Annotated in this window: 20 protein-coding genes; 12 read left to right on the top strand and 8 right to left on the bottom strand. The window is 38.7% G+C overall.

Annotated features, from left to right (window positions below; translation table 11 throughout):
• The first annotated feature begins 24 nt into the window (after positions 1–24).
• Positions 25–942, top strand: a complete 918-nt coding sequence (locus tag ACYT6F_RS05965; protein ID WP_472600324.1) for a YARHG domain-containing protein — start codon at positions 25–27, stop codon at positions 940–942.
• A 6-nt stretch (positions 943–948) separates the two neighbouring features.
• On the opposite strand, the gene ACYT6F_RS05960 is transcribed toward ACYT6F_RS05965, so the two are convergent.
• Positions 949–1,323, bottom strand: a complete 375-nt coding sequence (locus tag ACYT6F_RS05960; protein ID WP_472600323.1) for a ribosomal maturation YjgA family protein — start codon at positions 1,321–1,323, stop codon at positions 949–951.
• 219 nt (positions 1,324–1,542) lie between these two features.
• On the opposite strand from ACYT6F_RS05960, the gene ACYT6F_RS05955 reads away from it, so the two are divergent.
• Positions 1,543–1,971 (top strand): energy transducer TonB, encoded by a 429-nt coding sequence (locus ACYT6F_RS05955; protein WP_472600322.1) that lies wholly within the window; start codon positions 1,543–1,545, stop codon positions 1,969–1,971.
• A 30-nt stretch (positions 1,972–2,001) separates the two neighbouring features.
• On the top strand, positions 2,002–2,433 hold the full coding sequence (locus ACYT6F_RS05950) for an energy transducer TonB (protein WP_472600321.1): 432 nt from the start codon (positions 2,002–2,004) through the stop codon (positions 2,431–2,433).
• A gap of 6 nt (positions 2,434–2,439) precedes the next feature.
• Here ACYT6F_RS05950 and mutS read toward each other — a convergent pair whose 3' ends face one another.
• The 4 genes from mutS to ACYT6F_RS05930 all read right to left on the bottom strand — a co-directional run bounded on the left by mutS (position 2,440) and on the right by ACYT6F_RS05930 (position 6,718).
• The gene (mutS, locus tag ACYT6F_RS05945; RefSeq protein WP_472600320.1) at positions 2,440–5,028 is read right to left on the bottom strand and encodes a DNA mismatch repair protein MutS; all 2,589 of its coding nucleotides are present in this window, start codon (positions 5,026–5,028) and stop codon (positions 2,440–2,442) included.
• A 140-nt stretch (positions 5,029–5,168) separates the two neighbouring features.
• Positions 5,169–5,546: a hypothetical protein gene (locus ACYT6F_RS05940; protein WP_472600319.1), complete on the bottom strand. Its 378-nt coding sequence runs from the start codon at positions 5,544–5,546 to the stop codon at positions 5,169–5,171.
• Between the two features lie 47 nt (positions 5,547–5,593).
• The gene (locus ACYT6F_RS05935) at positions 5,594–6,463 is read right to left on the bottom strand and encodes a cupin-like domain-containing protein (RefSeq protein WP_472600318.1); all 870 of its coding nucleotides are present in this window, start codon (positions 6,461–6,463) and stop codon (positions 5,594–5,596) included.
• A 90-nt stretch (positions 6,464–6,553) separates the two neighbouring features.
• A complete protein-coding gene (locus ACYT6F_RS05930; RefSeq protein ID WP_472600317.1) occupies positions 6,554–6,718 on the bottom strand; it encodes a hypothetical protein in 165 nt (54 codons plus the stop codon).
• A 107-nt stretch (positions 6,719–6,825) separates the two neighbouring features.
• Here ACYT6F_RS05930 and ACYT6F_RS05925 point away from each other — a divergent pair, with 107 nt between their 5' ends.
• The 9 genes from ACYT6F_RS05925 (at position 6,826) to ACYT6F_RS05885 (ending at position 15,026) form a co-directional block, all read left to right on the top strand.
• Positions 6,826–7,707: a bestrophin family protein gene (locus ACYT6F_RS05925; RefSeq protein WP_472600316.1), complete on the top strand. Its 882-nt coding sequence runs from the start codon at positions 6,826–6,828 to the stop codon at positions 7,705–7,707.
• Between the two features lie 60 nt (positions 7,708–7,767).
• Positions 7,768–8,298: an RNA methyltransferase gene (locus ACYT6F_RS05920; RefSeq protein WP_472600315.1), complete on the top strand. Its 531-nt coding sequence runs from the start codon at positions 7,768–7,770 to the stop codon at positions 8,296–8,298.
• A gap of 185 nt (positions 8,299–8,483) precedes the next feature.
• A complete protein-coding gene (locus ACYT6F_RS05915) occupies positions 8,484–9,134 on the top strand; it encodes a CBS domain-containing protein (RefSeq protein ID WP_169231713.1) in 651 nt (216 codons plus the stop codon).
• Positions 9,135–9,140: 6 nt separating this feature from the next.
• Entirely contained in the window at positions 9,141–10,007 is an 867-nt protein-coding gene (locus ACYT6F_RS05910) for an NAD kinase (RefSeq protein WP_472600314.1), read from the top strand.
• Positions 10,008–10,077: 70 nt separating this feature from the next.
• On the top strand, positions 10,078–11,148 hold the full coding sequence (gene fbaA / locus ACYT6F_RS05905) for a class II fructose-bisphosphate aldolase (RefSeq protein ID WP_169231711.1): 1,071 nt from the start codon (positions 10,078–10,080) through the stop codon (positions 11,146–11,148).
• Between the two features lie 81 nt (positions 11,149–11,229).
• Complete coding sequence (gene accD / locus ACYT6F_RS05900) at positions 11,230–12,084, top strand: acetyl-CoA carboxylase, carboxyltransferase subunit beta (protein ID WP_169231710.1); 855 nt, start codon at positions 11,230–11,232, stop codon at positions 12,082–12,084.
• A gap of 53 nt (positions 12,085–12,137) precedes the next feature.
• Entirely contained in the window at positions 12,138–12,650 is a 513-nt protein-coding gene (locus ACYT6F_RS05895) for a DUF6973 domain-containing protein (RefSeq protein WP_472600313.1), read from the top strand.
• Positions 12,651–13,102: 452 nt separating this feature from the next.
• On the top strand, positions 13,103–14,506 hold the full coding sequence (locus ACYT6F_RS05890) for a nucleoside recognition domain-containing protein (protein ID WP_472600312.1): 1,404 nt from the start codon (positions 13,103–13,105) through the stop codon (positions 14,504–14,506).
• Positions 14,507–14,633: 127 nt separating this feature from the next.
• Positions 14,634–15,026 (top strand): hypothetical protein, encoded by a 393-nt coding sequence (locus ACYT6F_RS05885; protein ID WP_472600311.1) that lies wholly within the window; start codon positions 14,634–14,636, stop codon positions 15,024–15,026.
• A 15-nt stretch (positions 15,027–15,041) separates the two neighbouring features.
• Here ACYT6F_RS05885 and ACYT6F_RS05880 read toward each other — a convergent pair whose 3' ends face one another.
• Genes ACYT6F_RS05880 through ACYT6F_RS05870 form a run of 3 tightly spaced genes read right to left on the bottom strand, consistent with a single transcriptional unit; the run spans position 15,042 to position 17,117 of the window.
• Positions 15,042–15,923: a ferric siderophore ABC transporter substrate-binding protein gene (locus tag ACYT6F_RS05880; RefSeq protein ID WP_472600310.1), complete on the bottom strand. Its 882-nt coding sequence runs from the start codon at positions 15,921–15,923 to the stop codon at positions 15,042–15,044.
• A 32-nt stretch (positions 15,924–15,955) separates the two neighbouring features.
• Entirely contained in the window at positions 15,956–16,354 is a 399-nt protein-coding gene (locus tag ACYT6F_RS05875) for an ExbD/TolR family protein (RefSeq protein ID WP_472600309.1), read from the bottom strand.
• Positions 16,355–16,412: 58 nt separating this feature from the next.
• On the bottom strand, positions 16,413–17,117 hold the full coding sequence (locus ACYT6F_RS05870; RefSeq protein ID WP_472600308.1) for a MotA/TolQ/ExbB proton channel family protein: 705 nt from the start codon (positions 17,115–17,117) through the stop codon (positions 16,413–16,415).
• Positions 17,118–17,132: the final 15 nt, after the last annotated feature.

Here is a 17,132-nt window from a genome sequence, read left to right as displayed (position 1 = left end):
ACTCACCATCAACAACAATTGTATATGAAAATTTTAAAATTATTTTTGACCGCTTCCCTTCTGATAAGTTTAACAGGCTGTAAAAAGGAAGCAGAAACTACGAATACTGCCAAAGACAGCTTAACCGCAAAAAAAGACTCTGTCATTATACCTGAAATCCATAAAGAATACTATGGAATTTACATGGGAGATTTTGCAGGAAAAGAGATCATTACACCTGAAATCGGGGAAGATTACGAAGGTGATGTTTACAAAAGAATAGCCCTGAAAATCAACAGAATCACAAAAGATAGTGTATACGGACAAAGCATTGTAGACGGAAACCAGCGCTCTTTCCGCGGAGTTTTTAATGACGCTGCAAAATCTTTCATCCTTGATGAACCCGGAAATGACAAGACCGACGGAAGATTCGAAGTGAAGCTCAGCAACGACAGCCTTACGGGAACCTGGAATGCATTTAATAAAACCGCAGTAAAAGCACCCTTGAAAACATTAAAGCTGGTAAAAAAAGAGTTTGTTTACAATCCTAATTTTATGCTGAGCCCGGATAACGACCTCATCGACTGGGAAAATCCAAAAAATTTTGTCGAAAAATATACCGATGAAGAAACAGGCAAAACAGAAACCTATACTGCTTCAAAAAACAGGATTGCTTCTGATGCCGTATTCAGGATCAACGCTTCCAAACAGAAATTAACAGAAAAAGATCTTAAAAACCTTCGTAAGCTGGATATGGAAATCATTAAAAATTCCGTGTTTGCGCGGCATGGTTATTCATTTAAAAAAGCAACCTACCGCAATTTTTTTGAACAGACCGACTGGTATATTCCTGTGTCAGATAATGTAGACAACGATCTTTCTCCACTGGAAAAAGAAAATGTAGCGTTACTGAGCCGTTTCATTAAGTATGCAGAGGATAAGTACGACAGTTTCGGAAGATAATTCTACTTATTTTTTGGGAATTAAAAGAAACAGCAACAGGCATCCCGCCGCGTAGCACAAGATATCAATCCACGAAAAAGAATTTCCAACGATAATATACATGATGCTTCCCGGCTTTAACCCCATTTTTTCGGCGATGTGGAAATATTGACCCCACTCCACCAGACAGGAAAACAGGAAAATTACCAGAATAAGGATGTGATTGTTTTTAATGATCAGGAAAGATTTAACAAGCGTAAAGAGCAGCATTACCACTATAACATCTCCAAGATAAGCCCTAACGAAGAATATATTGCTGAATACTGTGGCAATCAACACTTCAGTGATGAAAATGAATATGCTGACCAGAAAATAAGTGAGGTTAAATTTTAATTTGATCATCCGGATGATTATTTGCTGCAATTATATTGAATTTTTCAGGATTTAAGAGTTTTCGCTCTTTTTTTATTTGTTGAACGTCCTTATTGTGGTTGCTTTTTTCGGTTCGGCGCCTTCGGCGCCGAACCGAAAAAAATTCATTCAAAATTAATATTTCTTATTCCGCCATACACCGTCTTCGGTGTTATTTTTGCTGTCCTGATTTATCAAATATTACAGAACATGAAGAAGATCTTATTAGCTTTAACGCTGTTTTTCAGCACTTTTTTATTTTCACAGACAGAGTACACTTCCGTTTCACAACTTCCGGATTATGAAATTTTAAAAAAGAAAATGAAGCTTGATGATGTCGTAACCAAAGCAGATACCCCACCCGAATTCCCCGGAGGTATGGAAAATTTCAAAAGACAGTTTGCAGAAAAGATGGATATTATCAATGTAAAATCCAAAAGCATTGATACAAGAGTGTATTTCATTGTTGAAAAAAACGGATATGTACGTTTCGTAACCGCAACAGGAAGCGACAAAAAACATTCGGATGCCGCAGAAACAGCCGTGAGAAGATTATTTGTAAAATGGAAACCCGCAACAGTGAACAGTGAACCGGTGCGTTATCTTTACACTTTTCCTTTAACCCTGAAAAAATCTTAAATAAAGTTTAATATTTATATTTGCCGATTAATGACTAATATAATAACACTTTTAGGATTATTTTTGAGCTTTCTCACTTTTGCTCAGGAACAGCAGGTCCAAACAACTCAGCTTAATGAGCTCCTGATGGTTGAAAAAAACGGCAGAACAAAAATCGACGCTGAAAAACCGGCAGTTTTCCCACTCGGAGTAACTGCATTCAAAAATAGAGTGAGTGAAAATTTCAGGATGCGAAAAATTATCAGCAATGCCGAAAAAGAATCTTGCGAAATACTTTTTATTGTTGATAAGGAGGGCTCTATGGTAGACGTGAAAGCTTCCGGAAGCAATGAAAGTTTTAACAGGGAAGCAGAAAAAGCCGTTTCAAAAATTAAAGATAAGTGGATTCCCGCTGAACTGAACGGCGAAAAAGTCCGCTACAAATTTCGTTTGCCTTTAACCATTACTTTCAGTAAAAAATAGGTTAGTCTACCCACCAATCATTTTTTTAATAGAATTCAGCTTCATTAACGCTTCAATAGGCGTCAAAGTATTAATGTCAATTTTCGTAAGTTCCTCACGGATATTTTCCAGAACGGGATCATCCAGCTGGAAAAAGGAAAGCTGCATATTTTCTTCCGTTACCCGTTTAATGCTTTCTGATGAGCTTCCCTGTGTACGGCTGGCTTCCAGTGTTTTCAGGATTTCATTGGCCCTGTTGACTACTTTTGCAGGCATTCCCGCCAGTTTGGCCACATGGATCCCGAAGCTGTGCTCGCTTCCGCCCGGAATCAGTTTTCTTAAAAAAATGATATTGCCTTTATTTTCCTGAATCGAAACATGGAAATTTTTCACACGCTCAAAATTTACCGTCATTTCGTTTAATTCATGATAATGGGTGGCAAATAACGTTTTGGCTTGGGTAGGATGCTGATGGAGATATTCTGCAATGGCCCAGGCAATGGAAACACCGTCATAAGTGGAAGTTCCGCGCCCGATTTCATCTAAAAGAATAAGGCTGCGTTCTGAAATATTATTCAAAATATTAGCCGCCTCATTCATCTCTACCATAAAGGTTGATTCCCCTGCCGAAATATTATCCGTTGCCCCGACTCTGGTAAAGATTTTATCCAGAATTCCGATCTCTGCATGTTTAGCAGGAACAAAGCTTCCGATCTGCGCCATCAGGCAGACAATCGCGGTCTGACGAAGAATAGCCGATTTACCGGCCATATTCGGTCCGGTAACCATGATAATCTGTTGGGAATCTTTATCCAGATAAATATCATTCGGAATATATTTTTCGCCTAAAGGAAGTGCGTTTTCAATGATCGGATGACGCGCTTCTTTTAAATCGATTGCGAAACTTTTGTTTAAAACAGGCCTTGTATAACTTTCAGAAACAGCAAGTTCCGACAATCCAACCGCCACATCAAGCTGCGCAATAATATGTGAATTTTCCTGAATCTGATCCATATAAATCATGGTATCTCCACAAACTTTCCTGTACAACTCATTTTCAAGGATGCCTATTTTTTCTTCTGCACCCAGAATCTGGCTTTCGTATTCTTTCAGCTCTTCGGTGATGTACCGCTCGGCATTGACTAACGTCTGCTTTCTGAGCCAGTCTGCCGGAACTTTATCTTTATGGGTATTTCTTACTTCAATATAATACCCGAAAACGTTATTAAAATCAATCTTAAGACTGGAAATTCCGGTTCTTTCAATTTCCCGCTGGCACATTTCATCAAGGAAGCCGCGACCTTTCGACTGCAGTCCTCTTAATCGGTCCAGTTCTTCTGAAATTCCTTCTTTAATCACATTTCCTTTGGCAAGATTCACCGGTAATTCATCGTTCAGGTGGTTCTGAAGGCATTTGATTAATTCTTCCTGATCATACAGAGGATCAAGCCACGCCAGTACATCGGCATGAGGATGCAGCAACCCTTTGATTTTGTGAATATTAATAAGGCTTTGACGAAGATATCCCAATTCTTTCGGGCAGATCTTTTCCGCCGCCAGCTTTCCCATCAGTCGGTCCAGATCCGATATGGATTTCAACAGCTGGGAAATTTCATATTTAAGATGATCATTTTCATTTAAAAAGTCAATTAAAGAAAGCCTTCTGTTGATTTCGTTAACAGATTTCAACGGTAAAATAATCCTCCTTCTCAAGAGCCTTCCACCCATCGGTGTAGAGGTTCTGTCGATAATATCAAGTAAAGATTTTCCCTGCGCATTGCTTGGATAAACAATTTCGAGATTTCTCAGTGTGAAATTATCCATCATCAGAAAATCTTCCTGGGGAATAATCTGAATTTTGGTAATGTGGGACAATAAATTGTGATGTGTATCTTCAACCAGATAAGCAAAAATAGCTCCTGCCGCAGTAATAGCCAGCTGCTGGTTTTCAATCCCGAATCCTTTTAACGAATTGGTTTTAAAGTGATTCGTAAGTTTTTCATAGGCAAAATTATATTGATAAGCCCAGTCTTCCAGCTTAAAAGCACTTCTGTTTTTGAGCTGTTCCGGAATCTGAACACTTCTCTGATAAATAATTTCACTCGGATCGAATGTATGAACAATATGAAGCAACTTTTCAAGATTTCCTTCACTTACGAGAAATTCCCCTGTGGAAATATCCACCAGCGCAATCCCGAATTTTTCTTTTTCTTTATGAAGCGAAAGCAGAAAGTTATTTTTCTTTGAATTGAGAACCTGATCGTTGAAGGTAACCCCCGGAGTAACCAGTTCCGTAACCCCTCTTTTTACAATTCCTTTGACCATTTTCGGGTCTTCCAGCTGATCGCAGATGGCGACTCTCATCCCCGCTCTTACCAGTTTTGGCAAATAAGAATCTACTGAATGATGCGGAAATCCTGCCAGTTCGATATGTCCTTCCCCATTGGCTCTTTTGGTGAGAACAATTCCTAAAATCTGAGATGTTTTAATGGCATCCTGGCCAAACGTTTCATAAAAATCTCCCACTCTGAATAGTAAAAGCGCATCAGGGTATTTTGCCTTGATGGTATTATACTGTGTCATTAACGGAGTTTCTTTCTTCGCTGCCTTTGCCATTAAAATTCTGTCTTAAAATTGGTCGGTAAAAATAGGAAATAAAATAGAAGGAGTAAAGAGCTTTATATTTTTCCCACAAATATCACAGGTTTCACAGATAATTAGCCTATTTTATATTAGAGAAATATCATTTATTTGACTTATTCACTACAATATAAAGTATCAAAATCTACATGTAATTGTGATGAGCCTAAATTATCAATTATAATCCATTTATAATTTGTAAGTACATATGCATTTCCTTTATCTAATTCTACCCACTCGTCAATTCCTTTTGCTGCATTTTTTAAATCCCGCTTCGCAGTTAAGCCAACAGGGGCAACATAATTTCTTTCTTTTATTAAGTATTTGCATTTCCCTTCAGAAATAAAATAACCAATTTCACTTTGTAAAATAAGCTTTGATTTTGTGAGTGTCATAAGTTCCTTATTCATTTTCATCGGACTATAACGATTTTGGCAGTAAAAAAAAGAAACTGAAAATGTAAAGAATAAACTTAGATAAATTAATTTCATCATTTCTAAAAAATTTTAATTAAAGCTTCTGTGAAAATCCGCGGAAAAAATTAAACGTTATGCCTGGCCAAAGCCTTAGAACTTTTTTTATATGCCCATTTCTGCTTGTAATTTACCCATTTCGCTTTAAAAAGTTTTCTCATAAGCTTGTCTGTATACCGCATAATAAATACATGATACAGCATATTAGCAAAGACGGCCGGCTTATTGGGCAACGCACGAAGCGACATGGAAAATCCTGGCTCCAGATACCTGTTGAAATGCCAGAATCCACCGGGAATAAAAAGCGCATCGCCATGCTCCATAAAAATCTCGTAACCCCTTGCATGTTTCAACGCCGGAAAATTATCATAATCAGGATTCTCATAATCGACCTCATAAATCGTATGAACCGATAAAGGCACCTTATATAAATAAGGAGACTGCTTCTGATCAAACAGCAGAATTCTTTTTCTTCCCTCAAAATGAATATGCAGAAAATCGCCGAGATCCACATCATAATGCATCAGCACATGTGCTTCGCTGCCTCCGAAAAACAAGGTAGGAAGCCTTTTGAAAAACTTCATCCCCAAATCAGGATAGGTGAAATTTTTAAGCAGCTCAGGAAGACGGTCGGTAATAATGTAAAAGAAAATACGCAGATCAGAAGGTTTCGTTCTGATCGTATCAATATAATCCTTCATTTTCATGTGGGTAACGGGAGCATCGGAACTTTTGGATGCATCTGCCGGTTTATTATCATAAAGCGGAACATCCTGCTCACCAGCTTTTTCGCGGATAAAATCAAAATTCCATTTGTCGAAAGCTTCCCATCGGCTTGCGAAATTTTTAATCAGAATAGGTTTATGCTTTTTAAAATAATTATTCTGAAATTCTTCTTTGCTGATATCAGTGACAACGTCTACGTTTCCGAGGATCATTTGGTGGTGTTTTTAATTTCGAAATTAAAAGTACTGCTTTTTTAAATTCCGTAAAAATTTTAACCGATATCAGACATCATTTCATCAATTTTATTTCAGTAACCAAATTAAAAAGGAAATTATTCCTCCGAGAAACAAAATGGCGCATCCCTGAGGCGAGCCGTTTTTTCTTCTTTTTCTTCCAAAGGTGCTTACATAGTGTCCGCTTACCCATTTTCCGTCTCTTCTGAAATGTCCTTTTCGATAATATCCCATAGTAATTTGTTTTTACAAAGAAAAAATGAATCATAAGATAAAATTTATGGTTTTCCGTAAAACAAAAGTAAAAGTGAAATTTTATATTTGTACGGTCAACCAATCTTATGAGAGTTTACAATACCAAACATTTCCTGAAAATCCTATTCAGTCTTCATAAAAGCGATACGCTGAAAATTCTTTTTCCGACCATGATCCTGATAGGACTCTATTCCTGGGGAATTCAATATCTTGAGGTAGAATACCTTCACCTTTCTTCCAAATCTCCCATCAGCAATGTGAGCATGATTCATTCTCTTTTGGGTTTTGTGCTTTCTTTATTATTGGTTTTCAGAACAAATACAGCATATGACCGATGGTGGGAAGGAAGGAAACTCTGGGGCAAGCTTGTGAATGATTCAAGGAATTTTGCCATTAAAATCAACACCATTCTTGGCGATGACAGAAAAAATGCCGATCAGATCGCCAGATACCTGAAGTTTTTTCCGCATTTCCTGGCTAAGCATCTTTCGAAAGAATCTACAAGACTGGCTTTAGACGAAGATTATTCCGAAATTGAAGAATATATCAAACATCACGGTCCCAGTGAAATCGTGATCCTGCTGACGCACAAGCTTCATCAGCTTAAAAAAGAAGGCAAAATAACTGATGTGGAAATGCTGTATCTCGACACACAGCTGTCCGGGTTTCTGGATGTATGCGGCGGCTGTGAACGGATTAAAAATACACCGATTCCCTACTCTTACTCTTCTTTCGTTAAAAAATTTATCATTTTATATGTATTAGCTTTGCCCGTGGCATATGTAATCTCTATCGGTCTTTTCATGATTCCGCTTACGGTTTTTGTCTATTATGTTTTAATGAGTCTGGAGATGATCGCCGAAGAAATTGAAGACCCGTTCAATAATGACGAAAATGATATTCCGATGGAGACGATTGCCCAGAATATCGAACGGAGTGTTGACCAGATCATGTGTTCTGGAAAATGATTAAATCTGAAATGATTAGGAAATCGTACATATTTATAAACCATTAATAAAACTATACAATTGGTACAGAAATTAAAACTGGAAGAACTCAACAGAATCGATGTAGAAACTTTTAAGACGGTTGAAAAAATTCCGTTAATTGTTGTTCTGGACAACATCAGAAGCATGCATAATGTAGGCGCCACCTTCAGAACCGCAGACGCTTTTCTGATCCAGAAGATTATTCTTTGCGGGATCACTCCCCAGCCGCCGCACCGTGAAATTCACAAAGCTGCACTGGGAGCAACAGAAAGTGTTGACTGGAAATATGAAAATGATATTATTACCGTTATTAATGAGTTAAAATCCGATGGATTTGAAGTAATCGGCATTGAGCAGACTACAAACAGTAGAATGATTACGGACTTTACCATTGATCAATCTAAGAAATATGCCGTGATCTTAGGAAATGAAGTGGAAGGAATCAGTGATGAAGCATTGCCTTATATTGATTCTTTTATTGAAATTCCGCAATTGGGGACCAAACATTCCCTGAACGTAAGTGTATGTGGCGGAATTGTGATGTGGGAATTTGCAAAAGCCCTGAAATAAAAAAACTGCATATGCCTAATAGACAGTGCAGTTTGAAATAAATCTAATAAAAAGTAAAAATGAAAGGCGACAAAGATACCTATTTTTTTGTCACAAACAAATTTTACATTCATTTTTTTATTCTCTACGGAAAAAAAGTTTGACATTCGAAAAAAGTTTCGTTTAATTTTTTATAAATTAGCACAATGTTTATCAAGGAATATATCTCAAAAGACTATCCGTGTTTTAGCCTTTCTGACTCTATAGAATCAGCAAGAGATACGCTGGAAGCGTTTGGATATTCTCACATTTTTATCAAAAAATCCAATCAGTTTTACGGTGCCCTTGCAGAAGATTTTCTTTATGAAGAAGAAGGTACTTTGAAGGACCTCGAACACCAGATCGAGCGCTTCGCCATTCTTGAAGACAACAATATCATGGACAGCATCAGGCTTTTTTACACCTTTAATGCCAACATCATTCCTGTCATTAACAAGAATGAGAAATACCTTGGTTACATAAGCTGTGAAGACATCTTTCAGGATCTGTCGAAATATCCTCTGTTTTCGGAATCAGGAGCCATTCTCACGGTGGAGACGTCGGCAAGAAAATATTCAATGACCGAGATCGCCAATATTGTGGAAAGCAACAACTCCAAGTTTTACGGAGCCTTTATCAGCCACATGTCAGAAGATACGATTCAGGTAACGATCAAAATCAGCAACGAAAACCTGAGCTCCATTGATGAAACATTCGACCGGTACGATTATCGTATTGTACAAAAATATTATTCTGATGAAAAGTCGGACTTGTTTCAGGACAGGTTCGGGTTTTTCCAAAAATTTATAGAAATATAAAAAACAATGAAGGCAGCCATATATTCCCAGAAAAAAGATTTAGATACCTTTTTATATTTAAGCAAATTCATTTCCGAGCTTGAAAACAGAGGCGTAAAATCGGTTTTGTATGATGAAATGGCTGAAGCACTTCAGTTTTCAAAAATTTTCGAAACCTTCAACTGTAAACCGGATCTGCTGGATAAAGAAGTAGATCTTTTCTTCACTTTCGGAGGAGATGGAACCATTGTTAATTCTTTAACGTTTATTGAAGATCTTGAAATTCCGATTGTTGGGGTAAATACAGGCAGGCTCGGTTTTCTGGCCAGCTTTACCAAAGAAGAAGCCTTCAACGCGCTGGATTCTATCTTAAAAGGCGATGTAAAGACCAGCCGCCGATCAGTGATCCAGGTAGTGTCACCGGAAATAGAAGACTTTTTCCCGTATGCTCTTAACGACGTGACGATTTCCAGGAAAGAGACCACCTCCATGATTACGGTAGATTCTTATATTAATAATGAGTTTCTCAATGTTTTTTGGGGTGACGGCGTTATAGTCTCCACGCCTACCGGTTCTACGGCTTATTCATTAAGCAGTGGCGGACCGATCATTTCCCCGAATAACGAAAACTTTGTCATTACGCCTATTGCTCCTCACAATCTCAATGTAAGGCCACTTGTAGTAAATGATAAGGTAGAAATAAAATTCAAAGTAGAAAGCCGGGTGCCACAGTTTTCTCTGTCGCTGGACTCCAGGCTGATACACATCGAGACAGACAAGGAAATCATCATAAAAAAAGCCGATTTCCAGATCCTTCTTGTACAGCCGAATAATCTCAGCTTTTACGAAACCATCCGTCAGAAGCTGCTTTGGGGCAGAGACAAAAGAAATTAAGAATTAAGCAAAAATGATTACCTTTACAGGAATTTTACAAACCCTAATAATTTATATTAAAAAGTAAAACATGAGCAGAATTTTCCCGGCAGGAGTTGCCACAGGTCAATTAGTTACTGATATTTTTCAGCATGCTAAAGAAAACAAATTTGCATTACCAGCAGTAAACGTAATTGGTTCAAGCAACGTAAACGCGGTTATGGAAACTGCAGCAAAACTAAACTCACCTGTCATTATTCAGTTCTCTAATGGAGGGGCTGCTTACAATGCAGGAAAAGGATTAAGCAATGACGGTCAGAAAGCTGCCATCCTGGGAGCAATTGCCGGAGCAAAACATATTCATACCCTTGCAGAAGCTTACGGAGCAACTGTAATCCTTCATACCGACCACTGCGCAAAAAAATTATTGCCTTGGATCGACGGATTAATGGATGCCAACGAAGAATTCTACAAGCAGACCGGAAAATCCCTTTATTCTTCTCACATGCTGGATCTTTCTGAAGAATCTTTAGAAGAAAACCTTGAAACTTCTGCGCAATATTTCGAAAGAATGGCGAAAATGCAGATGACGCTTGAAGTGGAAATCGGTGTTACCGGAGGTGAAGAAGATGGTGTTGACAATTCTGATGTTGACAATTCAAAATTATATACCCAGCCTGAAGATGTAGCTTATACATATGAAAAGCTGAAAGCGATCTCCGAAAACTTTACGATTGCTGCCGCTTTCGGAAACGTACACGGGGTTTACAAGCCTGGAAATGTTGTTCTTACGCCTAAAATCCTGGATAATTCTCAGAAATATGTTCAGGAGAAATTCGGAACTGCTGCTAAGCCGGTAAATTTCGTATTCCACGGAGGTTCAGGATCTACTTTGGAAGAAATCAGAGAGGCAATTGATTATGGAGTAATTAAAATGAACATCGACACGGATCTGCAGTTTGCTTATACAGAAGGTATCAGAGATTATATGATTAACAATATCGACTACCTTAGAGCTCAAATCGGTAATCCTGAAGGAGAAGAAAAACCTAACAAGAAATTCTATGACCCGAGAGTTTGGGTAAGAAAAGGAGAAGAAACATTCTCGAAGAGACTTGTTCAGGCATTTGAAGATTTAAATAACGTTAATACGCTTAAATAAATTATTTATAATTGATAAAAGATGAATGATAATCCGTTGTTCATCTTTTATCATTTATCACACATCAATTATATTTAGAATATGGCATTCGAGTGGTTTAAGAGAAAAGCACAAAATATTACGACCTCAACTGATCAGAAAAAAGACGTTCCTAAAGGTCTTTGGCATCAGACACCGTCAGGAAAGATTGTAGAACACGACGAACTGAGAAGAAACAATTATGTTTCTCCTGAAGATGGCTTTCACGTAAGAATAGGAAGTGCAGAATTCTTTGAAATCCTTTTCGATGAAGGTAAATTCACAGAACTGGACGCTAATGTTGAAAGTATCGATATTCTTAATTTTAAAGATACAAAACCATATGCAGACCGTCTGAAAGAGGTAAAAGCTAAGACAAAACTTACCGATTCTATCAGAAACGCAGTAGGAACCGTAAAAGGAACCGAAATGGTAGTTTCCTGTATGGATTTCGCTTTCATCGGAGGTTCTTTAGGCTCCGTAATGGGCGAAAAAATCAGAAGAGCGATAGACTATTGTATTCAGAAAAAACTTCCGTATATGATCATCTGCCAATCGGGAGGTGCAAGAATGCAGGAAGCAACTTACTCTCTGATGCAGCTGGCAAAAGTTCAGGCGAAGCTGGCCCAGCTTTCGGAAGCTGGTCTTTTATACATCGCTTACCTTTGTGACCCTACTTTTGGAGGAATCACTGCGTCTTTCGCAATGACAGCTGATATCATCATGGCTGAGCCAGGTGCACTGATCGGGTTTGCAGGACCAAGAGTCATCCGTGAAACCATCGGAAGAGATCTTCCGGAAGGTTTCCAGACGTCAGAATTCCTTCAGGAAAAAGGATTTGTTGATTTTATCGTGAAAAGAACGGAAATTAAAGATACCGTTTCTAAAACCATAAATCTGTTAACTGTAAAAGCTTAATTTTAATAAAAATACAGCAATCTCTCTCTGAACAGGAGAGAGATTTTTTATTGATGAGAACGTTCAGCATATTTTTCAATACGATCCGGAGCATGAGCCTAAAAAAGATCATGCGTCTTTTATCACTAGCTCTTTCTCACCCTCTTTTTTCTTTATTAAGCTTCCATGCTACGTTACAGGCTTACTCTATTGCACAGAAAAAATTTCCTGATACGGCATCTACCAACGGTATCGGAAATGCCTTCAGACATGCATTCTGGTGCTGTCTCATCATGATGTACTGCTGTAAGATTTCTTCACCCGAAAAAGCCCTTGCATTCTGTAAACGGATGACCGATCTTCATGAAGAACTGTTTCCCAATAAACCGCTGGAAACCAAAATGGATCTTCATAACAATAAATTCGGAATGGATTATTTCATGGAGCTGCTTCCAGGGATTCACCGCCAGTTTTTTGAAAAAAGCTTTTTCATAGACGGCCTCGAAAAGAAAATGAAAGAAGCCAAAGTCCTGAAGAACATGAATGATTATTTTGAAGGTTTTTTGGTTTATTTGGATGAAAAATAAGTTTCTACATTTTACAATGACTCATTGTGATTTTTAAGCTTTGGCTAAAGCCAATCTGATTTTATAATCATGACGCGGGCTAAAGCCCGCTCCTATTGATCTCTAAACGTTGGGAATTCCCTTCCCTTGGAGGGGTGGCTAAATTTTCAGGGAAAATTTAGACGGGGTGGTTACAAAAAGAAGCTGGATTATAAAATTGCCATTCGCGCCAAGGAATTCAAGATTGCCTTTTTTTTTAGCCCAGATAGACGCGGTTACCCCACAGCAAGCCGGGGCAAAAGCGGTGGCGCGAGGAGTATGAGCAGATAGCTGGAAATAGCTTCAAATAAATTGCCTGAATATCTTTTATACATTTGCTTCAATACTTCGTGTCTCACAATGACTTAAAAACGCAGCTTGCCTTTGTCATCTGAAGTTTTTTTGATAAGTTTAACCCATATTAATTTAATCAAATGGTTCTCAGCAGAATTTGGTCGGCTTTTATCATTGTGGCCATTGCCATTGCCAGCATAAAATACATTTCGTCAAGCCATTACAAAACCATATTTAATGATATGGTAGTGGGCAAAGGCGGAGATACGGTGCAGATTGCCACCCAGAAAATGAACACGCTTTCCCCAATTGTAAGAGACAGTCTTACTAAAAAACCGGATTTCGCAGACAGCAGGATTCATTATAAGACAGATTCTTTGCAGCAGGACGTAAAAGTCTACCGCATTCAGGAAGCAGACGGAGTGATCGGAACTTCTGAAACGGCCGTAAAGATCTGCCTTGGACTGATTGGGATCATGACCTTGTTTATGGGATTTATGAGCATTGCTGAAAAGGCAGGCGGAATCAATCTCCTGAGTCGTCTGATACAGCCTTTTTTCTCAAGGCTTTTCCCTGAAATTCCCAAAAACCATCCGGCTTTCGGACATATGCTGATGAATTTCAGTGCTAATCTTCTGGGCCTTGATAACGCGGCAACACCTTTCGGTTTAAAAGCCATGGAAAGCTTACAAAGCTTAAATCCCAATAAAGACACCGCGAGCAATTCCCAGATTATGTTTTTGTGTCTCCACGCCGGTGGAATGACGCTGATTCCGGTTTCAATCATTGCAATACGAGCTTCTATGGGTTCAAAAACACCGACGGATATATTCCTTCCGTGTATGATTGCTACATTTGCTGCAACGCTTGCTGCCATGATTGTAGTATCTCTCTATCAAAAAATCAATCTGTTACGACCTGTAGTCATTGCCTATCTTGGAGGAATTTCTGCGATTATAGCGTTATTGGTTTTGTATCTTGTACAGCTTAGTAAGGATCAGCTCGATGATTTCAGTAAAGTATTGAGCAACGGGTTAATTCTCTTTATTTTCCTTGCGATTGTTTTGGGAGCAGTATATAAAAAAATTAATGTTTTTGATGCCTTTATTGAAGGAGCAAAAGAAGGTTTTACGACCTGTGTAAAAATTATCCCTTATCTGGTCGGAATGCTGATCGCGATTTCTTTATTGAGAACTTCCGGCGTTTTTGATGTCATTATTGACGGAATGAAATGGGTAGCCTACCATGCAAATCTTGATGCGAGATTTGTTGACGGGCTTCCGACAGCTTTAATAAAACCTTTATCTGGTTCAGGTGCAAGAGGAATGATGGTGGATACGATGTCCACTTTCGGAGCCGACAGCTTCCAGGGGAAATTGGCTGCAGTGCTTCAGGGAAGTTCAGATACTACGTTTTACGTAATTGCCGTTTATTTTGGAGCAGTTGCCGTTAAAAACACAAGATATACGGTAATTGCCATGCTTCTGGCCGATCTGGTGGGAATTATCACTTCCATTGCTTTAGCATATTTATTTTTTGCATAATATAATGGTGGCTTCGAGCACCTCAGCCACCAATGGTGTATACAATAACAGATTAATTATAAATATGATTGGTGATTTCGAGAGCCTCAATCACCATTTTAAATAGAACCTAAACTTTAAACTTATTATGATTACAGATAAAGAATTTACATTAAGATTAATCCGCCAGCTAAGCCAGGCATTGGAAAAGCTGATTCTGGATAAGCCGGAAGAAAGTTTAATGCAGAAAGACCTGGATTTCGATTCTTTAATGAGAGATATTTTTAAGATGAGCTTCACAGAAGTTTCTTCGAAAACAAAAGAACAATTAATTGAAATCGTGAACGAAAGACAGGAAAGAGACCATAAAGATTATTATGAAATGCTGGGAAACCTTTTTTATTTTAAAGGAAAAACAGAGGCTAATAATGATTTTCTCGACAAAGCAAAAACTTTTTACGAACTGTATCTTCAATCGAGCGGAATTTTTGCTCTTCCGATTATCAACAGAATATCAGAAATAAAAAAAGCACTTGAATAAAGTGCTTTTGTATTTTTAGAAAGTAATTTTGTACGTTCCCGTGGAAGAAACACTGGCTTTCTCTGCCTTTACATATTTCTTTACCCATGAAATGGCATTTGAGGTAATACATGGATCAGATGTTCCGCCTGCTCTTCTTGCAGACACTACATTTCCGGCTTTATCAACGGTATAGGATATGGTGATTGTTCCGCTTGCCGTACAGCTGTTGGCCGGCTGGGCACCTCCTCTTCCCATTGTCCCGGGAATAAATCCTACCAGTTTTCTGTCTATTCCTACTCTGCTGTCACCGTTCCCGTCGCCTCCCAAAGGATCTCCTGCATTTCCGATGCCGTTTCCGTCTCCCTGGCTTCCGGCTTTAGTTCCTCTTCCTCTGATAAGATTTCCGATGGCTGCGGTTCCTTTTCCGTCACCATTTCCGGTTTTTGAATTGGAGGTTACCGCTCCTGATTTTTTGGTATTTTTAGTGGCGCTTGTGCTTGCTGCTGACTTTTTGGTTTCTGCTTTGGATTCTTCTTTTTTCGGAACACTGATTTTTGAATTGTTTCCGGTGATGATTTTTTCTTTAGCCTCCGACTTTTGAGTTTCCGGTTGCGGCTCAGGTTTTAATACTGTTTTGGTTTCCGGAACAGCGGCTTCTGCAGGATCTGTAACGTTTTCCGTTGCTGCAGCCAGACTTCCCGGCTGATCGGCAGGCTCTTCCACACCGTTTCCGTTACGGTTGTCCCCGAAATTCACGAGCATGGTTGTTATAATTTCCGGCTCCTGATCCAGCTCCGGTTTCAGCTTATATAAAAAAACAAAAAGCAGGATGGCAGACCAGATCAGGATAGAAAGCAATGCACTTTTTACCCGGTCTTTATTTTGCTCGTTTCTGCTTATAATATCGCTTCTCATTTTAAAAAGATCTTCCGGTGAATTCCGGATTGTTATTTATCCTTAACTGTTGCAATGGCTATATTGAATTTATACTTTTCAGCAATTTCCATTGCAAAAACAACATCTTTGTGCATGGTATTTTCATCAGCCCGGATCGTAAAAGATTTATTGGTCTGATTGGCCAGTTTATTAACGATTGTCTGCTCCAGCTGTGCTTTTCCTACAGGACTGTCGTCTATAAAGTAAGACCCGTCCGGCTTGATGCTTACCGTTAAAGGATTCGGTATATTATCTTCAACAGCTCCCGTTTTAGGCAGTTTTACATCAATGGCACTTTGATTGGCCGCTGATGATGTCACCATAAAGAAGATCAGCATCAAAAGGATAACATCGGTCATCGCTGCGAGACTGAACTCGGGATTTGCTTTATTTCTTCTCTGAATTTTCATCTTTTTACTTTTGTTAATTTTTAATGATCAGACGGAACCTTGCGGTTTCACATGAAGATTATAAAGGTTTGTTGATAAGATCTAAAAATTCGCCGGACATGTTCTGTGCCTTCAATACAAATTTATCAATTCTTGTTAATAATAAATTGTAAAAGAAGTTCGCCGGGATTGCTACTGCAAGACCAACCGCAGTCTGTCCTAACGCCGTATAAATACCTTCTGATAATGTTTTAGGCGAAAAAGAACCGGTTGCATGGGAAAGGTTAAAGAAAGCAATAATCATCCCGATTACCGTTCCTAAAAGTCCTAACATCGGAGCAATACTGGGTACTACAGCCAAAAGGTTCAGGTTTTTTTCCATATTGGCAACCTCAACCTGTGCCTGGGATTCCATCGCGCTTACGATATCGGAAACCGGTCTTCCCAATCTTGAAATTCCTTTTTCCAGAATACGGCCTTCTGGAGAGTTCTGTCTTTTACAGTAGTCCAGTGCAGATTCCATTTTTCCTTCTTTGATAAAGTCTTCAATATTATCCATGAAGTTGGGATCTGTTTTTGAAGTCAGCCTTTTAATAAAGAAAAAACGTTCAAAGAAGAGGTAAACAGAAAACACACCTAACAGGAGCACGGTTACCATTACTATTTTGGCAAAAGCTCCCCCGTGAAACATGATCTTCCAGAATGAAAATTCTAAATCGTCTGCCGCTACCGCCGGCGCAGCAACCTGTGCAAATAAAACCTGAGTAAGTTCCGTTATCAGCATTAATCTGTATTTTTA

It is taken from the genome of Chryseobacterium sp. NG-CE01 (assembly GCF_055695505.1).
Note: the sequence above shows the minus strand (reverse complement) of the source record. Positions and strands in the feature narration are given on the sequence as shown.